The following is a 21,807-nucleotide window of genomic DNA, read 5'->3' as shown; positions in this document are numbered from 1 at the left end:
GGTCTCAGCTGCTCGGACCGGCGCGCAGCACCGGGGCCGCCGCCTGCGCCTTGCCCTTGCCCGCCACCTCGAAGAAGGTGTAGGACAGCGTGATCGTGCGCACGTCCTTCGGGATCTTCGGGTCGATGACGAACACCACCGGCCACTCCTTCTGCTCGCCCGGCTTCAGCGTGTACTCGTTGAAGCAGAAGCACTCCAGCTTGTTGAAATACGGCGTCGCCTGCTTGGGCGCGTAGCTCGGGATCGCCTGCGCCGACATGGTCCGCGTCTGGATGTTCTGGAACGTGTACATCACCGTCGTCAGCTCGCCCGGATGGACCACCAGATGCCGCTTGGCCGGCTTGAAGTCCCAGGGACCGCGCGCGTTGGCGTCGAACTCGATCGTGATCTGCCGGCTGTAGTCGATCTGCGTGTTCTTGACGTCCTCGGCCCGCACCGCGTGCTGACGCTCCGACAGCGACAGCACGTTGATGCCCAGCGCCGTGCAGATCGCGCGGTACATGGGCACCAGCGCGTAGCCGAAGCCGAACATCAGGCCCACCACGACCAGCAGCTTGCCGGTCATCCGCAGGTTCTCCCGGCGGAGCCAGTCAGCGATCTTGCGGCGGCTCATCGTGTGCTCGCGACCTGATGGGCCTGTGCGCGCGGCTCGGGCATGAGGCCGCTCAAGCCGCGCCCAGCACGGCGATCTTCACGACGAAACCGATCGCGAAGACCGCGGCCACGCTGGCCAGGACCAGCGCCAGGCGCAGATTGCTCTTGCGTTGCTCGGGGGTCAGCGCCATGGCGGTGCTCCTGCGAGATGGGGCTCAGTGCGCCGCGTGCGACGTGTCGCCGATGATCCGCGTCGCGGTGACGTCCAGCTTGGGCGGCGTCTCGAAGGTGTGGAACGGGGCCGGCGACGGCACTTCCCATTCCAGGCCCTCGGCGGCTTCCCACGGCTTCTGCGGCGCCTTCGCGCCCTTGCCGCGCATCATCGGGATCGCGACCGCGATGAAGAAGTACACCTGCATCAGTCCGAAACCGAAGGCACCGATGGAGGCCAGCGCGTTGAAGTCGGCGAACTGCATCGGGTAGTCGGCGTAGCGACGCGGCATGCCGGCCAGACCCAGGAAGTGCATCGGGAAGAAGGTCACGTTGAAGAAGATCAGCGAGCCCCAGAAGTGGATCTTGCCGCGCGTCTCCGAGTACATGACGCCGGTCCACTTCGGGCCCCAGTAGTAGACGCCGGCGAACAGCGCGTACAGCGAGCCCGCGACCAGCACGTAGTGGAAGTGCGCCACCACGTAGTAGGTGTCCTGGATCTGGATGTCGATCGGGGCCATCGCGCAGATCAGGCCGGTGAAGCCGCCCATCGTGAACACGAAGATGAAGCCGATCGCCCACAGCATCGGGGTCTCGAAGGTCATCGAGCCGCGCCACATCGTCGCCAGCCAGTTGAAGATCTTCACGCCGGTCGGGACCGCGATCAGCATGGTCGCGTACATGAAGAACAGCTGGCCCGTCACCGGCATGCCGGTGGCGAACATGTGGTGGGCCCAGACGATGAACGACAGGATCGCGATCGAGGCGGTCGCGTAGACCATCGAGGCGTAGCCGAACAGCCGCTTGCGCGCGAAGGCCGGCACGATCTGGCTGATGATCCCGAAGGCCGGCAGGATCATGATGTAGACCTCGGGGTGGCCGAAGAACCAGAAGATGTGCTGGTACATCACCGGGTCGCCGCCGCCCGAGGGCGTGAAGAAGCTGGTCCCGAAGTGACGGTCCGTCAGCGTCATCGTGATGGCGCCGGCCAGCACCGGCATCACCGCGATCAGCAGGTAGGCGGTGATCAGCCAGGTCCACGCGAACATCGGCATCTTCATCAGCGTCATGCCGGGGGCGCGCATGTTGAGGATGGTCACGATGATGTTGATCGAGCCCATGATCGAGGACGCGCCCAGGATGTGCATCGCGAAGATGCCGGCGTCCATCGAGGGGCCCATCTGCAGCGTCAGCGGCGCATAGAGCGTCCAGCCCGCGGCGGGCGCGCCGCCGGGCATGAAGAACGAGCCCACCAGGGTCAGCGCGGCGGGGATCATCAGCCAGAAGCTGAAGTTGTTCATCCGCGCGAAGGCCATGTCGGACGCGCCGATCTGCAGCGGGATCATCCAGTTCGCGAAGCCGACGAAGGCCGGCATGATCGCGCCGAACACCATGATCAGACCGTGCATGGTCGTGAACTGGTTGAAGAGCTCGGGGTTGAAGAACTGCAGGCCCGGCTGGAACAGCTCGGCGCGGATGCACAGCGCCAGGATGCCGCCGATCATCAGCATCGTGAAGCTGAACAGCAGGTACAGCGTGCCGATGTCCTTGTGGTTGGTGGCGAAGACCCAGCGACGCCAGCCCGTCGGGGCGTGGTGGTCGTGGTGATCGTCATGATGGTCATGAACGTGACCGGTCGGGTGGTCAAGCACTGCACTCATGTCAATTCCTCGGTAGCTCTATCGGCGGAAATTCACTTGGCGCGCTCGGCCACGACTTCCGCGGGCTGCACGATCTGGCCGGTCTTGTTGGACCAGGCGTTCTTGGTATAGGTGACGACGGCGGCGATCTCGCTGTCCTTGAGCACGGCCTTCCAGGCCGGCATCTGGTTGCGGCCGTTCAGCACGAGGTGCAGCTGCTGCGCATGGTCCTCGGCCTTGACGACGGCGGAGCCGTCCAGCGGCGGGAACTGGCCCGCGCCCTTGCCGCTGGCCTGGTGGCAGACCGCGCAGTTGGCCTCGAACACCTTCTGGCCGCGGGCCATCAGGTCGTCCATCGTCCAGACCTTGCTGGGATCGTCCGCCTTGGCGGCGATCTTCTTCATCTCGCCGTCCACCCAGGCGCTGTAGTCCTTGGCGCTGAGCACCTTGACGTGGATGGGCATGTAGGCGTGTTCCTTGCCGCAGAGCTCGGCGCACTGACCGTAGTAGTCGCCTTCCTTCTCGGCCTTGAACCAGGTGTCGCGCACGTAGCCGGGGATCGCGTCCTGCTTCACGCCGAAGGCCGGCACCATCCAGGCGTGGATGACGTCGTCGGCGGTGGTGATGATGCGGATCTTCTTGTTGACCGGGACGACCAGCGGGTTGTCGACCTTGAGCAGGTAGTTGTCGACGGAGCCGGGGTGGCCCGAGTCCGACAGCGCGCGGTGCGAGGCGTCCAGCGTGGAGACGAAGCCGATGCCCTCGCCCTCGCCCTTGACGTAGTCGTAGCCCCACTTCCACTGGTAGCCGGTGGCCTTGATGGTGAGGTCGGAGTTGGTGGTGTCCTTCATCGCCACGACGACCTTGGTCGCGGGCAGGGCCATGAGGATCACGATGATGAAGGGGATGATCGTCCACGCGATCTCGACCTTCACGCTTTCATGGAAGTTGGCGGAGACGGCGCCCTTGGACTTCCGGTGCTTGAAGATCGAATAGAACATGACCCCGAACACGGCGATGAAGATCGCCAGGCACAGGACCAGCATCATGTTGTGCAGCCACATCTGCTCCTGCGCGATCTTGGTCACGGGGGGCTGCAGGTTCAGCTGGTTGACGGCGGGACCTCCAGGAAGGTCGTTGACCGCCAAGGCGACCTGGCTGGCCAGCGCGGCCGTCAGGCCGAACGCGAGCTGGCTGCAGCGGCGCCCCAGTTGATGCACACAACTGATGTCAATCGTCATGGTCGTCTCTTTATCCAGTCTTTCTCAAGCTCTTGTCACCCGGGTGTCTCCTCCAGGCGGCGTCAGCGCTCGAGCCCGCGTGGGCGGGCTTCGATGCCAAGGCGTTTGGCAGAAACCTTCAGGGCCAGCAGACGTACTCCAGTCGGGGGCGGATTCTAGCCCGGCCCCCTCACGCACTATGACCGCCCCCAGAGGGCCGAACGGCCCAGGATTACCCTCAGAGCACGCCCTCGGCGCGACGTGGCGCGCCTGCGCTAACCGAGCCCGCGCGACGCGGGGGTCAGTGTTTGCCCGCGCCGCGGACCATGGCCCGCATCTGGTCCAGCGAGACCTCGGTGGTCGCCGCCACTTTCAATTTCGGCTGCGGCTTGAACGCATGGCCGTAGACCAGCTCCACGCTCAAGGACAGCAGCCCGTCGGCGCCGCGCAGCGACTCCAGCGCGCGCATGAGCCGATCGCGCCAGGCCCGCGAACGCAGACCTTTCATGCGCGCCGGCGCGACGTTGCCGCCGAGCGCGCGCAGATCCCGCAACAGGTCCTCCGGCCGACGCCAGGTCAGCCGCAGATGTTCCTGGTCCATCACCGGATCGGCGAAGCCCGCGTGCACGAGCAGGTCGCCCAGGTCATGCATGTCGACCCAGTCCGGCGACGGCACGCCCCAGCCCTCGCGCGCGAAGATCGGACGCAGCTCGATGAAGCTGTCCGGCCCCAGGCACGAGAACATCAGGCAGCCCTCGACTTCCAGCCCGCGATGCCATTGCGCGACCAGCGCGGGCTTGTCGGCCTCGCCGTGCAGTTCCATGTTGGACCACAGCAATTGCGCGGCCGCGGCGGGCGGCTCGGCGATGACTTCGGTTCCCGCGCTGCCGCGCAGCTTGTCCATCACCGACTGCATGAAGCCGCGCTTCAGGCGCTGCTGCTGCAGGGCGCGCACGACCTCGTCGGGCTCCAGCCAGAGCTGCGTGGCCTGGGGGTAGTGCTGGCGCAGCCCCGCGTCGCCGCCGCCCGTGGAGGGGCGGCTCTGCAGCACCGCGGTGGGCTGAAGCCGGATCACCGGCAGCCGATCCAGCATGCGGGTCGCGACCTCGTCATGCAGCCAGGGAGCCTGTTCGGATGCGGCCATGCGACGGCGCTGCCGCCGCGCCGCGCCTGCATCGATCTGCTGTGTGCCGGGCGGCCCAACCTCTTCGCCAGTCATGGGGCAGGATTGTAGGCGGCCATGTTTGACCTCGTCCGGCGCTGGTCCTTGTCCCGCGTGACCCTGCGCATGCCGGGCCAGTGCACGCTGTGCCGCCTCTGGTGTCGGGGGCCGATCTGCGCGGAATGCGAGGCTCTCCATCCCGTGGACGACGCGTCGCGCTGCGCGCTATGCGCCCTGATGTTGCCCAGAGGCATCAATGCGGGCCCCAGCGAGGACACCGGCACCGGCCTCCGCGATGCCCCCGGTGAGCGTGTGGCCGACCCCGATGTGGACAGCCGCCCGCGCCTGCGCTGCGGCCGCTGCGCGTCGCATCCGCCGCCGCTGTCGCGCTGCATCGCGGCGATGGATTACGTCTTCCCGTGGGACCGCCTGCTGCTCGGGCTGAAGTTCGGTGAACGCCTGGAGCTCGCGCCGCTGATGGCGTCGCGGCTGGGGCGCGCGATCGCGCGGGCGGACATCGCCGCGGCGCCCGATCTGATCGTGCCGATTCCCTTGTCGATGGCGCGCCTGCGCGAGCGCGGCTACAACCAGGCGCATGAGATCGCGCGCCGATTGCCGCTCGTCACGGAGCGACAATCGCGGCTTTGCGCGCGCACCCTGGTCCGCGTGCGGCACACCGATCAGCAGGCTCAGTTGCCGCTGGACGAGCGACGGCACAACCTGCGCGGCGCCTTCGCCGTCGTGGCGCCGGTGCGGGGGCTGCGGGTCGCGATCGTCGACGACGTCATGACCAGCGGCGCCACGCTGCACGAGGCCGCGCTCACGCTGCACCGCGCGGGGGCCGTCGACGTGCAGGCCTGGGTCGCCGCGCGCACGCCGTAGCGGCCGACGCGCCGCCCAGGCGGCGTTCCCTTCGACAGGCGCGCGCCGCGTCCCGCATCACTTCGAGAAGAGTCGTCCCATGTTCAACATCGTGCTGGTCCATCCGGAGATCCCGCCCAACACCGGCAACGTGATCCGGCTCGCCGCCAACACCGGCTGCCGGCTGCATCTGATCGAACCGCTGGGGTTCTCGATGGAGGATCGTCTGCTGCAGCGGGCGGGCCTGGACTATCACGAGTACGCGCCGGTGCTGCGGCATGCGGACTGGGAGCGGTTCCTGGCGGATGAGCAGCCCGATGCGGCGCGGATGTTCGCGTTCACGACGAGGGGGAGCAGCCTGCTTCCGACGGTCGCGTTGAAGCCGGGGGACTGGCTGGTCTTCGGATGCGAGACGGCCGGACTGCCGCCGGCATTGCGGGATAGTTTCCCGTTGGAGCAGCGGGTCAGGCTGCCGATGCGCGAGGGGCAGCGGAGCCTCAATCTGAGCAATGCGGTGGCGGTGGCGGTCTTCGAGGGGTGGCGGCAGAACGGGTATCTCGATGGGGTTTGAGGTCGGGGGGCTGATGCACGGCATGGGCTGTGGGCTCGCTGTGGGCGACGGCCCTCACCCCAACCCCTCTCCCGCGCCGCGGGAGAGGGGCCACTCGAACCGCGCCGCGTTGACGAACCGCGCCGCCTGAGCCCCTCGCCCGCTTGCGGGAGAGGGGTTGGGTGAGGGCCGTCGCACACCAGAGCCCGCATTGCCCCTCGCCCGCTGCGCGGGAGAGGGGTTGGGGTGAGGGCCGTTGAAGTCAGCGAGCCCCGCTCCCGCGAGGCAACCGTCCTCACTCCCGCTCGATCCTGAGCTGCTTGACCAGCGCTCCCCAGCGCACCCGCTCATCGCGCATCAGCGCATCCAGCCCTTCCGGCGCCGTCCCCGCCGCGCTGAAGTACAGCGGCAACAACTCCCGCCGAAACCCCTCGCCCCTAACGATCCGAATCGTCTCCGCCGCGACCCGCCGCACGATGGCATCGGACGTTCTCGCCGGCGCGAGCAGCGCCTGCCACGAGGTGGCCTCGAACCCGGGATAGCCGGACTCCGCCACCGTCGGCAACTCCGCGAGCGCCGCGAAGCGTCCCGCGCTGGTCACCGCGAGCGCCTTCAGCTTGCCCGCCTTCACCTGCGGCATCGCGATCGCCGGCACCATGAACCCCGCGTGGATCTGCCCCGCGAGCATCGCGTTCACGACCTGCGGGAAGCCGGCATACGGCACGTGCACGATGGACAGCCCCGCCCGCGTGATGAAGGACGCCATGGCCAGGTGCGCCGCCGAGCCTGTCCCCACGCTCCCGTAGTTCAGCGCGCCCGCGCGGCGCTTGGCCAGCGCCACGAACTGCGCCAGCGTCTCCACGCCCAGCGAAGGCGGCACCACCAGCACGTTGGGCGAGCTCGCCACGAAGCTCACCGATCGGAGCTCGCGCGCCGGGTCGTAGGGCAAGGCCTTGGACAGCAGCGGCGCCGTGATCAGCGGCCCCTGAATCGTGAACAGCAGCGTGTGCCCATCGGGCGTCGCCTTCGCCACCGCGCCGGTGCCGATGTTCCCGCCGGCGCCCGGCTTGTTGTCGATGACGATGGGCTGCCCGAGCGCCTGCGCGAGCGGCTCGGCCAAGTAGCGCGCGATCAGATCGGGCGAGCTCCCGCCCGGGAACGGCACGACGAGCCGGATCGGCCTCGACGGCCAGACCGCCTCGGCCCGCGACGCGCCAGCCAGCGGCAGCAACGCGGACGCGGCCAGCAGCTCGCGGCGCCTCGGCATCGCGTTCACCACTCCGACCTGGCCTCGCGGCCCATCAGCGCGTCCATCGCGGCATGCGTGCTCATGCGCCCTTCCAGCACCTCGACGACCGCCGCGGTGATCGGCATGTCCACGCCCGCGCCCCGGGCGCGCGCGAGCACCGTCGGCGCGCTGTACACGCCCTCGGCCACATGTCCCAGCTTGGCGAGGATGCCCGGCAGATCCAGGCCCTCGGCCAGCAGCAGCCCCACGCGCCGATTGCGCGACAGGTCGCCCGTCGCCGTCAGCACCAGGTCGCCCAGACCGGCCAAACCCAGCAGCGTCTCCGGATGCGCGCCCAGCGCGAGCGCGAGGCGCTGCATCTCCGCCAGACCGCGCGTGATCAGCGCGGCACGGGCATTCAGACCCGGACCCTGCCGACCTTGCGCCTCGGCCGCGAGCCGCAGGCCATCGGCGATGCCCACGGCGATCGCCATCACGTTCTTGACCGCGCCGCCGACCTCCACGCCCACCGGATCGGCCGACGAATAGACCCGCAGGCGATCGCTGTGGAAGGCCTGCACGCCCAGTTGCGCCAAGGCCGGATCGGCCGAGGCCGACACCATCGCCGTCGGCTGTCCGGCGGCCACTTCCTGCGCGAAGCTCGGCCCCGACAGGATGCCGGTGGCCAGGTGCGGCGCGACCTCGCGCGCGATCTCGTGACCCAGGCGGCCGGTCCCGGCCTCGAAGCCCTTGCACAGCCACTGCGCGCGCGCGCCTTCGGGCAGTTGCGCCAGCATGCCGCGCAGACCGGACATCGGCGTCGCGATCACGATCAGGCCGTCGCGGCCGTGGCGGATCGCGGTGTCGAGGTCGTCGTCCAGGCGCAGCGACGCGGGGAACGCGGCCCCGGGCAGGTAGCGCTCGTTCGAGCGCGCATGGCGCATCGCGGAGAGCGCGGCGCCGTCGCGCGCCCACAGCAGCACGTCGTGACGCGCGCTCGCGGCGATCGCCAGCGCCGTGCCCCAGGCGCCGGCGCCCAGCACGGTGATCTTCATCGGCGCGGAGGTGTTCATCGCGGTCGGCTCGTTCGGGTCTCAGAAAGCGACACGCCGGCCGGCGGACGGATCCGCGAGGCCGGCGCGTTCACGGGCGTGACGCTCAGTTCGGAGCGGTCGACGCGTCGCCGTTGGCTTGCGCCGCGGCCATGATCTGGGCCTGCTGGGCCTCGAACATCGCCTGGAAGTTCACTTCCGTCAGCATCACGGGCGGGAAGCCGGCGCGCGTGCACACGTCGGAGACGATGGCGCGCAGGTAGGGGTAGATCATCTGCGGGCAGACGATCGACAGGATGCCTTCCAGCTGTTCCTGCGGCAGGTTGCGGATCTCGAAGATGCCGGCCTGCTTGGCTTCGATCAGGAACAGGGTCTTGTCCTCGATCGAGGTCGTCACGGTGGCGGTGACGCTGACCTCGAACAGGCCCTCGGCGATCGGCTCGGCGGCCAGCGAGAGCTTGATGTCGACCTGCGGCTGGGCCTGCTCCATCAGGATCTGCGGAGCGTTCGGCTGCTCCAGCGACAGATCCTTCAGGTACATGCGCTGAATCTGGAACACGGGGGTGTTGGTGTCGTCGGCCATGAGGGTCATCCAAATGAAAAAGCCCGCCAGCGCGGGCCGCGGCGGGCATTATGACCGAGGGATCACGACAGTTCGCCGAGGGATTCCCAGGTCCGGCGGTTCGCGTCGCCGCGCGGTCGGGCGATCTCCGGAAGCCGCCCGATCCGGCCGCTCAGGCCGCCAGCAGCGGCTGCAGGCCGCCGCGCTGGTCCAGCGCGATCAGGTCGTCGCAGCCGCCGACATGGGTGTCGCCGATGAAGATCTGCGGGACGGTGCGCCGGCCGGTCAGCTGGATCATCGCGTCGCGCTGGGTCGGGTCCAGGTCGACCCGGACCTCCTCGATCTGGGCCACGCCGCGCTGCTTGAGCAGCGACTTCGCGCGCACGCAGTAGGGGCAGACCAGGGTCGTATACATCTTCACGGCGGCCATCGCCAATTCTCCAAATGATCGTGTCGAAGGTCCGATGCCGATCGGTCACCCGACCGGCGCGCGGCTGACAGGGCGGTCAGGCCGCGGACTTCTCGACGGGCAAACTCGCTTCGCGCCAGGCCTTCAGGCCGCCTGCCACGACCACGACGTTCGCGTAGCCCTGTTTGCGCAGGATGCCAGCGGCGCGCTGGGCGCGTGCGCCGGTCTTGCACATCAGCACCACGGGCAGGGCCTTGTTCGTGGGCAGTTGCTTGATGGGGGTCTCCGTGCCAGTCAGCAGTTCCAGCGGCACGCTGCGGGCGCCGTTGGCGTGGCCCGCGGCGTATTCCGCGGCATCGCTGACGTCGATCAGCACGCCCTTCTCGCGGTTGATCAGACGCACCGCCTCGGCGGTGGAGACGCCGGCGGACTTGTCCTTGAGGGAGGTCCAGGCCAGCAGGCCGCCCGACACCAGGGCCGTCAGCACGAGATACCAGTTTTCGATCAGGAACTTCAAGGCGCCGCCCGTCTTTGTTGAATCCAAAAGCGGGCGATTATAGAAAGCCCGGCCTCGCGCGGCGCAGGTCGACCCGCAGGACCGACCTGTGCCCGATCACCCGATCACGAGAGCTTGAAGGTCGACACCGCCGACTGCAGGCCGCGGGCCTGCTGCTCCAGGCTGTTGGCCGCGGCGGCGGCTTCCTCGACCAGCGCCGCGTTCTGCTGCGTCATCTGATCCAGCTGCACCACCGACTCGTTGACCTGGCCGATGCCCTGGCTCTGCTCGGCCGAGGCGGCGGTGATCTCGCTGATGATGTCCGAGACGCGCTGCACGCTGGCCACGATCTCCTCCATCGTCACGCCCGCGTCCTGCACCAGACGCGAGCCCGATTCGACGCGCTCGACGCTGGCACCGATCAGGGTCTTGATCTCGCGCGCGGCCTCGGCGCTGCGTTGCGCCAGCGAGCGCACTTCCGACGCGACCACCGCGAAGCCCTTGCCGTGCTCGCCGGCACGGGCCGCTTCGACGGCGGCGTTCAGCGCCAGGATGTTGGTCTGGAAGGCGATGCCGTCGATCACGCCGATGATGTCGCCGATCTTGCGCGAGCTGGCGCTGATCTCGTCCATCGTCGACACGACCTGACCCACCACCTCGCCGCCCTTGCGCGCCACCGTGGCGGCGCTGCCGGCCAGCTGATTGGCCTGGCTGGCCGCGTCGGCGCTCTGGCGCACGGTCTCGGTCAGCTGCTGCATGTTGGAGGCGGTCTGCTCCAGCGAGCCGGCCTGTTTCTCGGTCCGCACCGACAGGTCCTGGTTGCCGGCGGCGATCTCGCGCGAGGCCACCGTCATCGAGTCCGTCCCGCTGCGCACGTTGGCGACGATGGCCGACAGGCCCTGTGCCATGTCGCGCACCGCGGCCAGCAGGCTGGCGTCGGCGCCAGGCGCCACTTCGATGCGCTGCGAGAGATCGCCCTCGGCCATCTGACGCATCACGTCGCGGGCGTACTCGGGCTCGCCGCCCAGCTGGCGCCACACGCTGGCGATCAGCAGCCAGGAGCCCAGCCCCAGGCACAGCACCACGATCAGGCCGCTGCCCACCGTCGCCCACAGGCCCGCGCCGACGCCGTGCTCGGCGCGCGACAGCGTCGCGTCGAAAGTCGCGCGCGCGTCGTTGCGCGCTTCGGTCAGGGTCTGCTCCAGCGACTTCTGGGCCGCCTGCATCTTGGGGATAGCGCCGGCCTGATCGCCCTGCTTGATGCCCAGGAAGAGCTGTGCCGTCTCCACCGAGGCCGCGTAATAGGCCTCGAAGCCGGCGTCCAGCTTGGCGCCTTCTTCGGCGCGGCCCGGAATCGCCTTGATCGAGGCGATCACCTTGCGCATGGACGCGGCGCGCTCGGCGGCCTCGTCCAGACGCTTCTTCTCGCCCTCGGCGACGGCGGACTGGATGGTCCCGCCCAGCGCCTCGAGCTGCGCGGCGACCTGGTTGGTCGCCACGAGATAGGGATAGTCGGCCTCGCCCAGCGCATGGATGGCGCCCGAGGTCCGCGAGGAAAAGAGCAGCACCACGGCGATGCCCACCGCGAAGACGATCGCCGCCAGCACCGGCAGCATCGCGATACGGGTCTTCAAATTCATGCCTGACTCCAGTTCTTCACTGTCTTCACTGTCTCCACCCGGCCTCCCCGGAAGATCGATCCGCCCGATGTGCCGCGGGGGCCGCCGCTCCGGCCGTCTGCGCGGCGTCGGAGCGGGGCCCGCCCGCGGCGGGCGGCGGCGTCAGTCGACGCTCAGCACCACCTTCACCGAGCCGTCGACAGCCGACTTCTCGATGTAGCCGATGGCGTCGGGGTTCGCGGCGACGAACTTCTTCACTTCGGCAGCGCTGCCCAGCTCCTTGGGCGGCGTGCCCTTGCCGGAGAACACCAGGCGCGACCAGGCGGCCTTGACCTGCGCCGAGGACTTGCCGGTGGCCTTCGAATAGAAGTGCTCGCGCGCGGCGGCGCTGTCGGGCAGGTCCACCGCCTGCGCGGCGGCGCCGCTGGGCAGCGTGTTGGTCTTGCCCAGGAAGATGCTGGAGACCTGGTCGGCCGTCATGCTGGCGGCCAGGTTCTTCGGATTGACGACCACGGCGACCTGCGCCTGGGCGGAGGCCGCGGCGACGAGGACCAGCGCGCCGAGCAGGGGCTTGATCATGTTGAACTGCATTGAAGCCTCTTGTCTTGCTTAGAACACGAAGTCCACAGCCAGGCTGTAGACGCCGACGCGCGCGTTGTTGAAGCCCGGCTGGACGTTGTAGAACTGGCCGGCGCCGGTGGTCTTGATGCTGTCGTACTGGGCCTTGACCGCGACATTGCGCCACGCGTCCCAGCGCACGCCCACGGCGATGGTCTTCTGCGGCGTGCTCTGCGCGGCCAGGGCGGCGTCGACGACGGCGCGCAGCGGCAGGTTGGCCACGACCACGCTGGACGGGATGGTGTTGTCCACGTTGCTGCTGTCGGTCTTCTGCTGCGACAGCGTGGCGTAGGGGGTCCACTTGCCGACGCGGTAGCCGACGGTGGTGTACCAGCCGGTGGTGTCGGGGACGAACGAGTCGGTGCGGCGCTTGGTGTACTCGGCGGCGACCACCCACTGGCCTTCGTCGTAGGTCAGGCCGATGCCGGAGAAGCTGGCGTCCTTGTCGGTCGGGTCGAAGGCGTTGCCCACGGCGGCGAACGGCGTCTGGCGCAGCAGGCCGACCAGCGCGTCGGCGGAGGCGCTGTGCGCGCTGAGCTTGCCCTGGACATGGCCCAGGCGCAGGTTCAGGCCGTCGAGCAGCTCGGCGGTGAAGTTCACGCCGACCATCTTCTTGATCTCGATCTTGACCTGGCGGACGTAGGAGGAGCTCTCGCCGCCGATGGCCTGCACCGACACGGTCTTGCCGGCGATCTGGGTGGTCCAGTTCACGTCGGCGCCGTCGAAGTGGCTGACGGGCACCTGGCCGTAGACGTCGATGGGCGGGCGCAGCCAGGTGTTGGCGTAGCCCACGTCGCGGAAGTCGGACACGGCGAAGAAGGGGGCGCCCATGCGGCCGGCGCGGATGGCCAGGCCAGGGGTGGCCTGCCACTTGGCGAAGGCCCATTCGATCTGCGGCGTCCAGTCGCCCTTGCCGGTCTGCTTGGTCAGCACCTGGACGGTGGCGGAGAACTGGCTGTTGAACTTGGCCGTGCCCTGCAGGCCCAGCTTGGAGTCGACTTCGCCGCTGATGGACTTGTCGGCGCCGTGCACTTGGCCGGGGATGACGTACTCGGCGCCGTCCTTGGTCGCGCCGGTCAGGCCGACCGTGCCGAAGCCGGAGAACGAGAACATCGAGTCCGACTGACTCTGCGCCTGGGCGCCGAAAGCCACCAGCGCCAGCGCCAGGGGCGTCATGCGCAAGCTCTTCACAACCATCATTGAAAGTACTCCAGTACTGCGTTGAAGCCCGGCACGGGCCGGAGCGGAATGGCGAGGACGCGGTGCGCCTTTCGCCCGATGCGAAAACTGTTGTCGGCGGTGTGGAAGGCTTCTTGAGGCGATCCCCCTGGAGGGGAACCTCTAGAATCCGCCGGGCCCGCCGGGACCCGGCCAAACTTCACAGACAGACCCCATGTACAAGCTCGTGCTGATTCGCCACGGCGAATCGACCTGGAATCTCGAGAACCGTTTCACCGGCTGGACCGATGTCGATCTGACGCCCACCGGCGTGGCCCAAGCGCAGCAGGCGGGCCGTCTGCTGAAGGAAGCCGGTCTGGACTTCGACGTGGCCCACACTTCGGTGCTCAAGCGCGCCATCTGGACGCTGTGGCATGCGTTGGACCAGATGGATCGCCAGTGGCTGCCCGTGCGTCACAGCTGGCGCCTGAACGAGCGCCATTACGGCGCCCTGCAGGGCCTGAACAAGGCCGACATGGCCAAGCAATACGGTGACGAGCAGGTGCTGGTCTGGCGCCGCAGCTACGACACGCCGCCGCCCGCGCTCGAAACGGGCGACCCGCGCAGCGAGCGCGGCGACATCCGCTACGCGGGTCTCCAACCCAGCGACATTCCGCTGACCGAGTGCCTGAAGGACACCGTGGCCCGCGTGCTGCCGTACTGGAATGAACAGATCGCGCCCGCCATTCTGTCGGGACAACGCGTGCTAATCGCGGCCCACGGCAACTCGATCCGGGCTCTCGTGAAGTATTTGGACGGCATCGCCGACGAAGCCATCGTTGGCGTGAATATTCCCAACGGCATCCCGCTGGTCTACGAACTGGACAAGGACCTCAAGCCCATCAAGAGCTATTACCTGGGCGACGCCGAAGCCGCCGCCAAGGCCGCCGCAGCGGTGGCGAATCAGGGCAAGGCGTGATCGCCTTGAGCGCTTTCACGGCCTGAGCCGCGGTCCAATATCCGCGGCCGCAGGCAGCAAAAAGCCCGGCAGTGCCGGGCTTTCTCTTTTGGGTGAGCGCGTGGGACGCGATCTCAGGCCGACCTCACGCCCGCCTCACCGCCTCCGGAACACCGTCGCCAGCAGCTGCGCGACGCACACCGCGTTGCTCTCGTGCGGGACCGCGTTGCTGCTCCAGACGTGGCGCACGCCGGCCTCGCGCAGCTTGGGCAGGGCGTCACCGTTGAACAGCGCGTGCGTGACGGCCACGTCCACCGACGCCGCGCCGCGCTCCAGCGCCTCGCGCGCCGAACCCATCAGCGTGCGGCCCGTCGAGGCCATGTCGTCGAGCAGCACCACCGCCTTGCCGCGCACGTCGACGTCCGGGAAGGCCAGGGTGACCTGCGTGTCGCCGAAGCGCACCTTGCGGCCCACCGCGTGGGCGAGCTTGCCGGCCCGTGCCGCCTCGGCGACCCATTGGCCCGACTCCTCGTCCGGTCCGACCAGCACGGCGCCCGGCACCTGCGCCGCGATCCAGCGACCCAGCAGCGATGCCGCCGACAGCGACACCCCGCGGCCGACGGGCATCACCTCGTCCAGGCTGGCGATGCGGTGCAGGTGCGGATCCACGGTGACGACGCGGTCGAACTGCGTCGCCAGCAGCGCCGAAATGTGGCGCTGGCTGACCGCCTCGCCGGCAGTGAACTCCATGTCCTGCCGCATGTAGGCCAGATAGGGCGCCACCAGGGACAGGCGCTGCACCCCCCAGGCACGCGCGGCCGGCGCCGCGATCAGCAGCTCGACCAGCCGGTCGTTGGGTTGGTGCTGCAGGCCGCGCAGCAGGATCACGTCCGCGGGCAGCGGCTTGGGCAGCACCAGGCGGACCTCGCCGTCCGGGAAGCGGTGACGGGTGATGACGCCCATCGGGCGCCCGAGCTCGATGGCCAGACGCGTGGCCAGGTCCTGTTCATCGTCGAAGGCAAGCAGCATCGGCGGATCCTCGCACCATTTCCTGTCGTCGGGGAGCGGTCCGCCCCCAGGTGGGGCGGCAATCGGTCGCCCGAGGGCAAGTGCCGCGCCTGGGGGAGCGGCGTACTGCGACGCTCCCACCCTCACCCCCGCCCTCTCCCGCCCCGCGGGAGAGGGAGTGAACAAGCACCGCGCTGAATGCCCCCTCGCCCGCTTGCGGGAGAGGGCTGGGGAGAGGGTCTTCGGGCTCGCCGGAAAGCGAGGCCCCCGCCCTCATCAGGGCGCCGGCAGCGCCGCCGTGATGCGGCGGGCGAGTTCCTCCGCCAGATGGCGGCGGTCCAGCCCTTCGGTGGGCAGCGCCGGCAGCGCGCGCACCTCCACCGCCAGGTCCTTGGCGGTCAGGATGCGCCACAGGCTCTCCATCAGCGACATCTGCCCGATGTACTGGGCCGCCTCGCTGTAAGGCCTGCCCGGCTGGTGCCAGCGCAGCACCACCGGCTGCAAGGGGGTCGCCGTGCTGATCGCCGCCTGCAGCAGGTTCCCGTGCAACGGGAGCAGCGGATAACCGGCGCCGGTCGTGCCCTCGGGGAAGACGGCCACCGTCTCGCCGGCGGCCAGCGCCTCTGCGGTCTTGTGCACCACGCGCAGCGCATCGCGCTTGCTGGCGCGCTCGATGTAGAGCGTGCCCACCGCCGTCGCCAGCGAGCCCACCAGCGGCCAGGTCGCGATGTCCGCCTTGGACACGAAGCGCGCCTCCGGCATCACCGCGTGCATCGCCGCGATGTCCAGCCACGAGATGTGGTTCGCCGTGATCAGCCGCGGCGCGGGCGACTGCTCGCCCGGCGCGTCCAGCCGCACGCCCAGCACGCGCAGCAGCTTGCCCGACCACCAGCCCACGTAGCGCTGTTTGGTCCTGGCGTCGAAGCCGCTCCAGCGCACCTGCACGAGGAACACGCCGTGCCCGATGTGGGCCACCATGCGCAGCGCCCGCCACACCCCGACGAAGGCGCGCATCAGACGGTCCGCTCGACGTCGGTGACCAGCGATTCGAAGGCGACCGTGCCGGCCACCAGCGTGTAGCACACGCGGCCCGGCAGCTCGAAGCCGGTGATGTCGAAGCTGAAGGGGGTGTGCTTGCCCTGGCTGACCAGACGCTCCGGCGTCACCGCGCCACTGGCCTCGGCGTCGAAGACGACCACGTCGCCCACGCCCCCCGCGACCAGCCGGCCCGCGCTCGCCGACAGCGAGCCCAGCGCGCCGCCCAGCACCTTGACGGGACGCGCGGTGATCGCGCCCAGGCTCTGCGCCAGGGACAAGCCCTCGTCCGCGCCCCAGCGCAGCGCCAGGCTCAGCAGCAGCTCCAGCCCGGTCGCGCCCGGCGTGGCCTCGGCGAAGGGCAGCGACTTCTCGTCGGCCGTCACCGGGTTGTGATCGCTGACCAGCGCGTCGATCGTGCCGTCGGCCAGGCCGGCGCGCAGCGCGTCGCGGTCGCGCTGCTGGCGCAGCGGCGGCAGCAGGCGCATCGACGGGTCGAAGTAGCCGATGTCCACGTCGCTCAGGTGCAGCGAGTTGATGGACACGTCCGCCGTGATGGGCAGGCCGTCCTTCTTGGCCTGGCGCACCAGGTCCACGCCGGCCGCGCTGCTCAGGCGGCACAGGTGGACGCGCGCGCCGGTCGTGCGGACCAGCTCGATGATGGTGTGCAGGGCGATGGTCTCGGCGATCACCGGCTCGCCCGACAGGCCCAGCCGCGTCGCCACCGGGCCGCTGGCGGCCACGCCCCCGCTCAGCCACGGATCGCGCGGATGCAGCCACAGCGCGTAGCCGAAGCTCGACGCGTATTGCATCGCGCGCTGCAGCGTCACCGTGTTGCGGATGGGCTGGTTGGCCTGCGAGAAACCGACGCAGCCGGCCTCGGTCAGCTCGGCCATCTCGGTCAGGGCCTCGCCCGCCAGGCCACGCGTGATCGCGCCCAGCGGGAACAGCCGGCAGCGGCTGAGCTTGCGCGCGCGGAACTTGAGCATCTCCACCAGACCCGGCTCGTCCAGCGCGGGATCGGTGTCGGGCGGGCAGACCAGGCTGGTCACGCCGCCGGCGGCCGCGGCGGCCAGCTCGCTCTCCAGCATGCCTTCGTGCTCGTGGCCGGGCTCGCGCAGGCGCGCGGCCAGGTCGACCAGGCCCGGCGCGACCACCAGGCCGCTGGCGTCGATGACGCGGTCCGCAGCGAAGTCGCCGACTTCGCCCATCGCCACGATGCGGCCCGAGGCGATGGCCAGGTCGCCTTGCTGGTCCAGGCCCGACGCGGGGTCGAGCAGGCGGCCGTTCTTGATCAGGATCTTCATGCTTCGTTCCCCGCCAGGATGGACATCACGGCCATGCGCACCGCGATGCCGAAGGTGACTTGAGGGAGGATCACGCTGTGCTGGCCGTCGGCCACGGTGGACGAGATCTCCACGCCGCGGTTGATCGGACCCGGGTGCATCACGATGGCGTCGGGCTTGGCCAGCGCCAGCTTCTCGGGCGTCAGGCCGAAGCTCTTGAAGTACTCGCCCGCGCTGGGCAGCATCGCGCCGCCCATGCGCTCGTTCTGCAGGCGCAGCATGATGATGACGTCGGCGTCCTTCACGCCCTCGGCCATGTCGTGGCACACGCGCACGCCCATGTCCTTGAGGTCGCCGGGGACCAGCGTCTTCGGGCCGACCGCGCGGATCTCCGGCACGCCCAGCGTCGACAGCGCATGGATGTCGCTGCGCGCCACCCGCGAGTGCACGATGTCGCCGACGATCGCCACCGTCAGATTGGTGAAGTCCTTCTTGTAGTGACGGATCGTGTACATGTCGAGCAGGCCCTGCGTCGGATGCGCGTGGCGGCCGTCGCCGGCGTTGACCACGTGGACATGCGGGGCGCAGTGCTGCGCGATCAGATACGGGGCGCCGGACTCGCTGTGGCGGACCACGAACATGTCCGCATGCATCGCCGACAGGTTGGCCACCGTGTCCAGCAGCGTCTCGCCCTTGGCGGTGCTGGAGCGCGCGATGTCCAGGTTGATCACGTCGGCCGACAGCCGCTTGGCGGCGATCTCGAACGTCGTGCGGGTGCGGGTGCTGTTCTCGAAGAACAGGTTGAACACCGACTTGCCGCGCAGCAGCGGCACCTTCTTCACTTCGCGGTCGTTGACCGACAGGAAGGTGCCGGCCGTGTCCAGGATCTGGTGCAGCACCGCACGGGGCAGGCCCTCGGTGGACAGCAGGTGGATCAGCTCGCCGTGCTTGTTGAGTTGGGGATTGCGTTTGCTCAGCATGGGATCAGTCCCCCTTCACGTCGAAGCTGAAGCGGCCGGAGTCGTCCTTGGCCAGGCGCAGGCGCTGCTCGGGCGCCAGCGCGACGCGGGCGGCCGAGAACACCGGCTCGATCGGCAACTGGCGGCCGCCGCGGTCGACCAGCACCGCCAGCGTCACGCTCGCGGGGCGGCCGAAGTCGAAGAGCTCGTTGATCACCGCGCGCGTGGTGCGGCCGGTGAAGAGCACGTCGTCGATCAGCAGGATGTGGCGGCCCTCGACGTCGAAGGGCAGCTTGGTGTGATCGGCGCTGGCGTTCATGCCCTTGCTGCCGAAGTCGTCGCGGTGCAGCGCGCTGGAGATGACGCCGTGCTGGCCGTCCAGCTTCAGGTCCTGCTGCAGGCGCTCGGCCAGCCAGGCCCCGCCGGACCAGATGCCCACCAGGGCGCAGTCAGGTTGCAGCAGGCGCTGGACGCCGCGCGCGAGGTCGGCGTAGAGCGCTTCCGCATCAAGGTGCAATGTGCTCATGGATGTTCCCGGAAGAATTGTTCAAGGATCAATGCCGCGCTGGCGGCATCGAGGTCGCGCGCGCCCTGCGACTGGGCTTCCGCGCTGGTGTAGCGTTCGTCGACTTCGACCACCGGCAGCCGATGGCGGCCGCGCAGCTGGCCGGCGAATTTCCTCGCGCGCGCCGTCATCTCGTGCTCGGCGCCGTCCGGATGCCGCGGCACGCCGACGACCAGCGCGTCGGGCTGCCACTCCTGGATCAGCGCCGCGATCGCGGCCCAGCGGGCGTCGCCCTGCTCGGTGATCGTCCGCAACCCGCGCGCGCTGCCCAGCATCCGGTTGCCGGTCGCCACGCCGAGGCGCTTGGTACCGAAATCAAATGCGAGGGGAGAAACGAAGGAGGCGGGAGTCGCGGCCATGGCTGCGGGCTCCCGGGTCATGCCCGCCGCCGGGCCGCCCCAAGGCGGGCAGCGCCCCTCGGGGGCAGGAGCAAAGCGACTGGGGGGCTCAAGGTGCTCATGCGTGCCCGGCCTCCTGGCTGAGCATGCGGGGATCGATGCCCAGCAGCGCGAGCGCCTTGTCGTAGCGCTCCTCGATGGGGGTCTCGAAGATGATCTCGGGCGTGGCGTCGACGGTGATCCAGCCGTTGCGGCCGATCTCTTCCTCGAGCTGCCCGGCGGCCCAGCCGCTGTAGCCCAGCGTGACCAGCACCCGGCGGGGGCCGGCGCCGCTGGACAGCGCCTCCAGCACGTCGCGGCTGGTGGTCATCTCCAGACCACCGGGGACGGCCAGCGTGGCGTTGTAGTGGTTGCCCTGCTCGTCCAGCGGCTCGTGCAGGACGAAGCCGCGTTCGGTCTGGACCGGACCGCCGTAGAACACCGGCCGCGCGGCCATGTCCTCGTCGTTGAGCTCGAGCTCGACCTTCTCGAACAGGTTGCCCAGCGTGAGCGAAATCGGCTTGTTGATGACCAGGCCCAGCGCGCCCTTCTCGTTGTGCTCGCACAGGTAGACGACGGAGCCGGCAAAGGTCTCGTCCACCATGCCCGGCATGGCGATCAGGAACTGGTTGGTCAGGTCGATGCGTTCCTTGGACATAGCGGCGGATTCTATTTCACCGACACTCCGCTCCCATGACGGATCGCTCCCAAACCACCGCGCCGGACCCGGACACCGCCCTGGTCTGGCTGCGCCGCGACCTGCGCGCGCACGACCATGCCGCGCTGTACCACGCGCTCAAGCGCCATCGCCGCGTGTTCTGCGCCTTCGTGCTGGACACTGCCATCCTGGACGCGCTGCCGCGCGCCGACCGCCGCGTGGAATTCATCCTCGATGCCCTGCGCGTGCTGGACGCGGACCTGGGCGCGCTCGCCCCAGGCGCCGGGCTGATCGTGCGCCACGGCCTCGCCCGTGAGCAGATCCCCGCGCTGGCCGCGCAGCTGGGCGCCGGGGCGCTTTACTTCAACCACGACGACGAGCCCGACGCGCTCGGGCGGGATGCCGCCGTCGGCGAGACGCTGCTGGCGCGCGGCCTGCAGGTGGCGAGCTTCAAGGACCACGTGATCTTCGAGCGCTCGGAGGTGCTGACGGGCGCACGCCAGCCCTACGGTGTCTTCACGCCCTACAAGAACGCCTGGCTCAAGGCGGTCACGCCCTTCTACCTGAGCAGCTACCCGGTCGAGCGCTACGCCGAGCGCCTGGCGCGCCTGCCCGCGACGCTGCCGGACGGCACGCCGCTGCACGGCGCGCGCGTGCCGGCGCTGGGCGACATCGGCTTCGAGCCCGCGGGCCTGAACGCGGCGCTGAGCGGCGGCAGCGCGGGCGCGCGGCGGCTCTTCGACGAGTTCCTCGAGCGCATCGACCGCTACGCCGACACGCGCGACTTCCCCGCCGCCAAGGGCCCCAGCTACTTGAGCACGCATCTGCGCTTCGGGACGATCTCGATCCGCGAGCTGGCGCGCGAGGCGCATGCGCGCGGCTACGCGGCGACCGGCGGCAGCGCGGGCGCGCAGACCTGGTTGTCGGAGCTGATCTGGCGCGATTTCTATCACCAGGTGCTGCACCACCATCCCCGCGTGGCCGAGCGGGCCTTCCGGCCCGAGTACGACCGCATCCGCTGGGCCGAGGGCCCCGACGCGGACGCCGACTTCGAAGCCTGGTGCCAGGGCCGCACCGGCTATCCGCTGGTGGACGCGGCCATGCATCAGATCAACGAGACCGGCTACATGCACAACCGGCTGCGCATGGTCACGGCGAGCTTCCTGATCAAGGACCTGGGCATCGACTGGCGCCGCGGCGAGGCCTACTTCGCCGAGAAGCTGATCGACTTCGACCTGGCGGCCAACAACGGCGGCTGGCAGTGGGCGGCGTCCAGCGGCTGCGACGCGCAGCCCTACTTCCGCATCTTCAATCCGGTGAACCAGAGCGAGAAGTTCGATCCCGACGGGAAGTTCATCAAACGCTACCTGCCGCAGCTGGCGAAGCTCCCGCCCAAGCTGCTGCACGCGCCCTGGCTGGCCAAGCCCGTGGAGCTCGCCGCCTGCGGCGTGGTGCTGGGCCGGGACTACCCCGCGCCCATCGTGCGCCACGAGACGGCGCGCATGGCCACCATGGACCGCTACGCCGTGGTCAAGGACCGCGGCTTCCCGGACGCGCCCCAGGTCTCGGACCAGTAAGGGCG

24 protein-coding genes are annotated in these 21,807 nt (G+C 69.4%); 4 read left to right on the top strand and 20 right to left on the bottom strand.

The window, feature by feature from the left end; genetic code table 11:
• Nucleotides 1-4 precede the first annotated feature (4 nt).
• From MCHT01_RS12745 to MCHT01_RS12730, 5 genes are all read right to left on the bottom strand, one after another.
• A complete protein-coding gene (locus tag MCHT01_RS12745) occupies nt 5-613 on the bottom strand; it encodes a cytochrome c oxidase assembly protein (protein ID WP_067065678.1) in 609 nt (202 codons plus the stop codon).
• A 52-nt stretch (nt 614-665) separates the two neighbouring features.
• Nucleotides 666-785, bottom strand: coding sequence for a cytochrome oxidase small assembly protein (locus tag MCHT01_RS27140; protein ID WP_218017896.1), 120 nt, complete (start codon nt 783-785; stop codon nt 666-668).
• A gap of 24 nt (nt 786-809) precedes the next feature.
• Complete coding sequence (ctaD, locus tag MCHT01_RS12740) at nt 810-2,465, bottom strand: cytochrome c oxidase subunit I (RefSeq protein WP_067065677.1); 1,656 nt, start codon at nt 2,463-2,465, stop codon at nt 810-812.
• Nucleotides 2,466-2,497: 32 nt separating this feature from the next.
• Nucleotides 2,498-3,685, bottom strand: coding sequence for a cytochrome c oxidase subunit II (gene coxB / locus MCHT01_RS12735; RefSeq protein ID WP_084452494.1), 1,188 nt, complete (start codon nt 3,683-3,685; stop codon nt 2,498-2,500).
• A 280-nt stretch (nt 3,686-3,965) separates the two neighbouring features.
• Nucleotides 3,966-4,808, bottom strand: coding sequence for a hypothetical protein (locus MCHT01_RS12730; RefSeq protein ID WP_084452492.1), 843 nt, complete (start codon nt 4,806-4,808; stop codon nt 3,966-3,968).
• 219 nt (nt 4,809-5,027) lie between these two features.
• On the opposite strand from MCHT01_RS12730, the gene MCHT01_RS12725 reads away from it, so the two are divergent.
• Both MCHT01_RS12725 and MCHT01_RS12720 read left to right on the top strand, forming a co-directional pair.
• Nucleotides 5,028-5,708: a ComF family protein gene (locus MCHT01_RS12725; RefSeq protein WP_148661511.1), complete on the top strand. Its 681-nt coding sequence runs from the start codon at nt 5,028-5,030 to the stop codon at nt 5,706-5,708.
• Between the two features lie 79 nt (nt 5,709-5,787).
• On the top strand, nt 5,788-6,258 hold the full coding sequence (locus MCHT01_RS12720; protein ID WP_067065675.1) for a tRNA (cytidine(34)-2'-O)-methyltransferase: 471 nt from the start codon (nt 5,788-5,790) through the stop codon (nt 6,256-6,258).
• Between the two features lie 274 nt (nt 6,259-6,532).
• On the opposite strand, the gene MCHT01_RS12715 is transcribed toward MCHT01_RS12720, so the two are convergent.
• The 8 genes from MCHT01_RS12715 to MCHT01_RS12680 form a co-directional block, all read right to left on the bottom strand.
• Nucleotides 6,533-7,504, bottom strand: a complete 972-nt coding sequence (locus MCHT01_RS12715; RefSeq protein ID WP_067065674.1) for a Bug family tripartite tricarboxylate transporter substrate binding protein — start codon at nt 7,502-7,504, stop codon at nt 6,533-6,535.
• 5 nt (nt 7,505-7,509) lie between these two features.
• Nucleotides 7,510-8,520 (bottom strand): NAD(P)H-dependent glycerol-3-phosphate dehydrogenase, encoded by a 1,011-nt coding sequence (locus MCHT01_RS12710; protein ID WP_067065826.1) that lies wholly within the window; start codon nt 8,518-8,520, stop codon nt 7,510-7,512.
• 103 nt (nt 8,521-8,623) lie between these two features.
• Nucleotides 8,624-9,100, bottom strand: a complete 477-nt coding sequence (gene secB, locus MCHT01_RS12705) for a protein-export chaperone SecB (protein ID WP_067065673.1) — start codon at nt 9,098-9,100, stop codon at nt 8,624-8,626.
• A gap of 151 nt (nt 9,101-9,251) precedes the next feature.
• Nucleotides 9,252-9,509, bottom strand: coding sequence for a glutaredoxin 3 (gene grxC, locus MCHT01_RS12700; protein WP_067065672.1), 258 nt, complete (start codon nt 9,507-9,509; stop codon nt 9,252-9,254).
• A gap of 76 nt (nt 9,510-9,585) precedes the next feature.
• Nucleotides 9,586-10,005, bottom strand: a complete 420-nt coding sequence (locus MCHT01_RS12695) for a rhodanese-like domain-containing protein (RefSeq protein WP_067065671.1) — start codon at nt 10,003-10,005, stop codon at nt 9,586-9,588.
• A gap of 104 nt (nt 10,006-10,109) precedes the next feature.
• Nucleotides 10,110-11,624 (bottom strand): methyl-accepting chemotaxis protein, encoded by a 1,515-nt coding sequence (locus MCHT01_RS27830; protein ID WP_067065670.1) that lies wholly within the window; start codon nt 11,622-11,624, stop codon nt 10,110-10,112.
• Between the two features lie 141 nt (nt 11,625-11,765).
• A complete protein-coding gene (locus tag MCHT01_RS12685) occupies nt 11,766-12,194 on the bottom strand; it encodes a type 2 periplasmic-binding domain-containing protein (protein ID WP_067065669.1) in 429 nt (142 codons plus the stop codon).
• 18 nt (nt 12,195-12,212) lie between these two features.
• Nucleotides 12,213-13,421 (bottom strand): porin, encoded by a 1,209-nt coding sequence (locus MCHT01_RS12680; protein WP_067065668.1) that lies wholly within the window; start codon nt 13,419-13,421, stop codon nt 12,213-12,215.
• Between the two features lie 193 nt (nt 13,422-13,614).
• Between MCHT01_RS12680 and gpmA the strand changes: the two genes are divergently transcribed.
• Entirely contained in the window at nt 13,615-14,358 is a 744-nt protein-coding gene (gpmA, locus tag MCHT01_RS12675) for a 2,3-diphosphoglycerate-dependent phosphoglycerate mutase (protein WP_067065667.1), read from the top strand.
• Between the two features lie 135 nt (nt 14,359-14,493).
• Here the strand turns inward: gpmA and MCHT01_RS12670 are convergent, their stop codons facing one another.
• From MCHT01_RS12670 to MCHT01_RS12640, 7 genes are all read right to left on the bottom strand, one after another.
• Nucleotides 14,494-15,366: a ribose-phosphate diphosphokinase gene (locus tag MCHT01_RS12670; RefSeq protein WP_067065666.1), complete on the bottom strand. Its 873-nt coding sequence runs from the start codon at nt 15,364-15,366 to the stop codon at nt 14,494-14,496.
• Nucleotides 15,367-15,621: 255 nt separating this feature from the next.
• The gene (locus MCHT01_RS12665) at nt 15,622-16,359 is read right to left on the bottom strand and encodes a lysophospholipid acyltransferase family protein (protein WP_067065665.1); all 738 of its coding nucleotides are present in this window, start codon (nt 16,357-16,359) and stop codon (nt 15,622-15,624) included.
• Complete coding sequence (locus MCHT01_RS12660) at nt 16,359-17,687, bottom strand: dihydroorotase (protein ID WP_067065664.1); 1,329 nt, start codon at nt 17,685-17,687, stop codon at nt 16,359-16,361. The genes MCHT01_RS12665 and MCHT01_RS12660 overlap by 1 nt, the downstream gene beginning before the upstream one ends.
• The gene (locus tag MCHT01_RS12655) at nt 17,684-18,646 is read right to left on the bottom strand and encodes an aspartate carbamoyltransferase catalytic subunit (protein ID WP_067065663.1); all 963 of its coding nucleotides are present in this window, start codon (nt 18,644-18,646) and stop codon (nt 17,684-17,686) included. Before MCHT01_RS12655 ends, MCHT01_RS12660 begins: the two co-directional genes overlap by 4 nt.
• Nucleotides 18,647-18,650: 4 nt before the next feature.
• Entirely contained in the window at nt 18,651-19,151 is a 501-nt protein-coding gene (pyrR, locus tag MCHT01_RS12650) for a bifunctional pyr operon transcriptional regulator/uracil phosphoribosyltransferase PyrR (protein ID WP_067065662.1), read from the bottom strand.
• Nucleotides 19,148-19,570, bottom strand: coding sequence for a Holliday junction resolvase RuvX (ruvX, locus tag MCHT01_RS12645; protein ID WP_067065661.1), 423 nt, complete (start codon nt 19,568-19,570; stop codon nt 19,148-19,150). Before ruvX ends, pyrR begins: the two co-directional genes overlap by 4 nt.
• A gap of 76 nt (nt 19,571-19,646) precedes the next feature.
• Nucleotides 19,647-20,225 carry a YqgE/AlgH family protein gene (locus tag MCHT01_RS12640; RefSeq protein ID WP_067065660.1) on the bottom strand — a complete coding sequence of 193 codons (579 nt, stop codon included), beginning with the start codon at nt 20,223-20,225 and terminating at the stop codon, nt 19,647-19,649.
• 35 nt (nt 20,226-20,260) lie between these two features.
• Here MCHT01_RS12640 and MCHT01_RS12635 point away from each other — a divergent pair, with 35 nt between their 5' ends.
• Nucleotides 20,261-21,802, top strand: a complete 1,542-nt coding sequence (locus tag MCHT01_RS12635; RefSeq protein ID WP_067065659.1) for a cryptochrome/photolyase family protein — start codon at nt 20,261-20,263, stop codon at nt 21,800-21,802.
• Nucleotides 21,803-21,807 lie beyond the last annotated feature (5 nt).

Source organism: Mitsuaria chitosanitabida ATCC BAA-476 = NBRC 102408 (assembly GCF_001598255.1).
GTDB classification, from domain to species: domain Bacteria; phylum Pseudomonadota; class Gammaproteobacteria; order Burkholderiales; family Burkholderiaceae_C; genus Roseateles; species Roseateles chitosanitabidus.
This window is presented reverse-complemented; position numbering and strand designations above follow the sequence as displayed.